This is a genomic window from Candidatus Cloacimonadota bacterium, assembly GCA_011372345.1.
Classification (GTDB): Bacteria; Cloacimonadota; Cloacimonadia; order Cloacimonadales; family TCS61; genus DRTC01.
The window spans coordinates 1-4,189 of record DRTC01000010.1; the positions used below are offsets into that span (position 1 = coordinate 1).

Genomic DNA, 4,189 nt, shown 5'->3' on the forward strand with positions numbered 1-4,189 from the left:
AAACATGATAGCTCTGAAACTCAAAACAAAACAGAGTTTTTTGACCAACAGCATTTCCCAAATAGGAGTTTGGGAACGAAAATAACCTCCCTCTTTTTCCTTCCTTCCATTTCCTTTCTCCTGTTTCCGGCTTCCTTCCCTCGTTTCCATCATTATTCTTGACATCCAAATAACGATTAATAAAAACACATCGATCTAAAAAATTATTTAAAAGGAGAAAGTCATGTTTAGAAAAAGGAAAATTTTAAGTTGTTCATTTATTCTTCTCATTCTGGTCATCATTGCCGGATGTGCAGGAAAATCAAAAACTCTGGAAACAGTTATGGAAAAACTGGACTTCAGATATAAAATGCCGGAAGGACAAACTCTCAAATATAGAACAATTGATAATTTCACGCAATCCATGGAGATCATGGGACAGAATATGCTGACTGAAATAAAAAAGGATTATGTCTATTCTGTGAATTCCAAAGGACAAAAAGAAAACAATTTCCAGCTTGAATTTATCATAGATTCAATCTCTATGAATGTTTCCAGTTCGATGGGAAATATGACTCCGGATTTGAGCGAAGTGGCAGGAAAAAGTTTTGAAATGACTCTCTCATCTTTAGGAAAAGAACTTGAATTTAAAGGTCTGGATAAGATCAAATATACTCTGGGATCTGAAGGAGAACGCAGCATTTCTTCCGATTTCCAATCCGTATTTCCCACCCTGTCAGGAAAATATATTGCAACCGGAGATAGTTGGACAACATTAGATACGATCAAGGTTAATGAAGGTGGAATGGATATGCAGATCGTGATCACCGGTGAAAATACTCTCGATGGTTTTGAACAGATGAATGGACACGATTGTGCCAGGATCGAAGTGGATTATACAGGAGTTTTAAACAGCAAAGGTGAACAGCAGGGAATGGAATTTACCACTACCGGAAAGATGAAAGGAAAAGAAACCTGGTATTTTGACTATAATAACGGTATCTTTGTGAAATTGATCTCCAAAGGTAATGGAACCGGAACCGTTGTCAGCTCCGGTCCGCAGGAAATGAAAATCCCTTTGACGCAGGAGATGGAAATAGAGACGGTGTTAGTGGAATGAAAAAGAATATTTCAATCCTGATTTATTAAGTTGTTAGAAAAAAGTATCAGGAATAAAGATGCAGAAAGATCAAAATACTTATAAAACCGGTTTCGCCTATAATGAGCGTTTCCTCGATCATGTAATCGAATGGGAACATCCGGAATCTCCGGAAAGACTGAAAGCAATTCTGCAGAAATTGAAAGAAGAAAATCTATACGATAAATTGGAAAAAATCTTTCCGATAGAAAATCCATTACCACATATCAGAAAAGTTCATACTGAAGAACATGTTCGCTCTATTCAACAATTAGAACCAACCGGAGAAATCGCTGAACTAGTTGTTGCTCATATTCTGGGAGCTGTGAAATCTGTTGTTGATGGAATTGTACGGAATGCTTTTTGTGCGGTTCGTCCTCCTGGACATCATATTCATAATGAAGGCAGGGAAGAAGGATTCTGTTATTTCAGTAATGTCACAATCGCTGCTCGATATGCCCAACAGGTTCTCGGTTTGCAGAAGGTCCTGATCATAGATTGGGATTATCATCACGGTAATGGAACGCAGGATTTTACAATCAATGATCCGAATATAATGTTCTTTTCCACACATAATCTTTATGATTATCCTTTGAGCGGATTTCCGGAAATAACCGGATTCGGGGAAGCAAAAGGAACGAATTTCAATGTTCCCATGCATTATGGAGCAACAGATGAGGATATACTCAAAGTTTACGATGAAATATTAGTTCCTAATGCTGAAATTTTCCAACCTGATCTGATCCTTATTTCTGCTGGTTTTGACAGCAGGAAAGATGATCTTCTCGGTTGTTTTAAGATCACGGATGATGGTTTTATCAAGTTAACGAAAATGGTGATGGAAATCGCTCATGAATTTTGTGATGATAGAATTGTTTCAGTTCTCGAAGGTGGATATAACCTGGAAGGTCTGGCAAAAGCTGTTTGTTGTCATATCAGGACTCTGATGTCGGATTATTAAAAACATCGGAATGTTCAACTCGTTGATCTTCCGATTGTTTGAAGATCTTCAACATTCCGAAGAACTTCGTACATTCGGAAGTTTTAAGTTTTCTAATTGGAAAGAGAGAAAAAAATCGAAACATTAGAAAAAGTATATTATAAAGATTTCGGATCAGTTCATTTTGTAAGAAGTTATCGAGCAAAACGGGTTAGAATAACTTTTAGTTCCGGTTCGTCTAAAGAAATTAGAGTGATAGTTCCGAGAGGAGTTTCTTTAAAATCTGTTAAAGAGTTCGTTTTATCCAAACAGGATTTGATCCTGAAAAAAGTTCAAAAAATCCGGGAACAAGATGAAGAAGCAAGAAAAAACAATAAAAATAACGAACCGATCAAAGTGCAGGAATCAGCTCAATTCCTCTATGATCGACTCTGTGAACTTGCTAAAAAATACGGATTCAAATTCAATAAAGTGTCATTTCGCTGGCAGAGAACTAGGTGGGGAAGTTGTTCTTCTAAAAATAATATCAGTTTGAACTTCAAAATAATAAGATTACCTTCCGAACTGCAGGATTACATTCTGCTGCATGAACTCGTTCATATTCGCATTAAGAATCACAGCAAAGATTTCTGGGATGAATTAGAGAAATATCTCCCGGATGCCAAAAAACATCGAAAAGAACTGCGGAAATATCAGATCAAATATCTGTGAAGATAAGTACATTAATATTCCAAACAACTCCCACTAATAAATTCCCTTAAAACCGAATCTTTGGGAATCGGAGAATCATCCTCGATCCCAATCACAGCATTGAGAATTTTATAAATCCGAACAGACCTTTCGTATGCATCTTCTTTTAACGGATCATCTCTGTATTTCTTCGTCCATTCTTTGAATTCATTGAATAGTCTTGTTTTATAGAGAGGAATTTCGTACGGCATTCCGCTGTTTATGATATAATCTGCTGTGTTGACATAAGGAATGATATTCCGTTTTTCACTTCTGCGAACATAATGCCAGTGTTCAAGAGTTTGTTTAGGTTTATATGCTCTATGAGTTGCATCGCGCAGCATTCTCCTGATCATTCGCAGATCTGTCCAGCGAATGAACTTGTTGTCCGGTCCTTTCATTTGTAGAAGTGGTTCGAGATAAAGTTTAAATTTGTTTTCATTTGGGATTTCTTTGCTGAAATCAGGATAAAGTCCATGCAAGCTGTCTATTAATAGAATTTCATTTTTTCCAATTTTCATTGGAGTTCTGTTCAAATGTCTTGTTCCGGTTTTGAAATCGTAGAAAGGTATTTTTACTTCTTTACCTTTACAGAGCAATTTCAGATGTTCATTGATCATGAGAAGATCGAGTGCTTGCGGAGTTTCAAAATCATAATCTCCGAATTCGTCTTTGGGATGCATTTCCAGATCGAAGAAGTAATTATCGACATTCCAGGCTTTGAATTTCAGTCCTTTTTTCTTTAATCGGGTTTCCAACTTGATAGTTGTCGTAGTTTTCCCGGAAGATGAAGGACCGCTGATCATCACCATTTTCAGGTTCTTGTGTCTTTCGATGATCAATTCGGCAGCAGTTGAGACATCGTTTTCATAAGCAACTTCCGATTCATTGACAATTGCCGGAAATTCACCTCTCTTAATTCTCCAGTTTAATTTTTCGATAGTATGAAGATCATGTGATATAGCCCAATCGAGAATTCTCCAGATTTTATTCCAGGGAATATTTTCCGAAGGAAGAGAATCGAGTTTTCCTTTATTTTTTCTTCCCTGATTTTTCTCTTCTCTGTATAAAATATAAGCCTTTGCAACTTGAGAATGTCCGTTTTTGATCAGAACTTTTTCAACTATATCTTGGATTTCTTCAATGTGGGGAATATAATCCTTTGCCGGATTTTCTTTTAATTCTTGAATAACCTTCTCCGTAAGATTTTCAGCAACTTTTTTATCTCGTCCACCAACCGCTACTGCTGCACTGTAGATGGCATTCATAATTCTGCTTTTTTGAAATGGAACTTTTGCTCCGCTCCGTTTAATGACAAATTTTATTTTATTCATTTATACTCCGTATTTTTCACAGAATGCAATTCTGTGCTACTTTCACAATCAAAAATGATTGTGTTACAA

4 protein-coding genes are annotated in these 4,189 nt (G+C 36.5%); 3 read left to right on the forward strand and 1 reads right to left on the reverse strand.

Features of this window, described 5'->3' with window-relative positions:
• Window positions 1-223 precede the first annotated feature (223 nt).
• The 3 genes from ENL20_00155 to ENL20_00165 all read left to right on the forward strand — a co-directional run bounded on the left by ENL20_00155 (window position 224) and on the right by ENL20_00165 (window position 2,768).
• Window positions 224-1,099: a hypothetical protein gene (locus ENL20_00155; GenBank protein ID HHE36973.1), complete on the forward strand. Its 876-nt coding sequence runs from the start codon at window positions 224-226 to the stop codon at window positions 1,097-1,099.
• A gap of 58 nt (window positions 1,100-1,157) precedes the next feature.
• On the forward strand, window positions 1,158-2,078 hold the full coding sequence (locus tag ENL20_00160) for a histone deacetylase (GenBank protein ID HHE36974.1): 921 nt from the start codon (window positions 1,158-1,160) through the stop codon (window positions 2,076-2,078).
• Between the two features lie 96 nt (window positions 2,079-2,174).
• Complete coding sequence (locus ENL20_00165) at window positions 2,175-2,768, forward strand: M48 family peptidase (GenBank protein ID HHE36975.1); 594 nt, start codon at window positions 2,175-2,177, stop codon at window positions 2,766-2,768.
• 11 nt (window positions 2,769-2,779) lie between these two features.
• Here the strand turns inward: ENL20_00165 and ENL20_00170 are convergent, their stop codons facing one another.
• A complete protein-coding gene (locus tag ENL20_00170; protein HHE36976.1) occupies window positions 2,780-4,120 on the reverse strand; it encodes a response regulator SirA in 1,341 nt (446 codons plus the stop codon).
• Window positions 4,121-4,189: the final 69 nt, after the last annotated feature.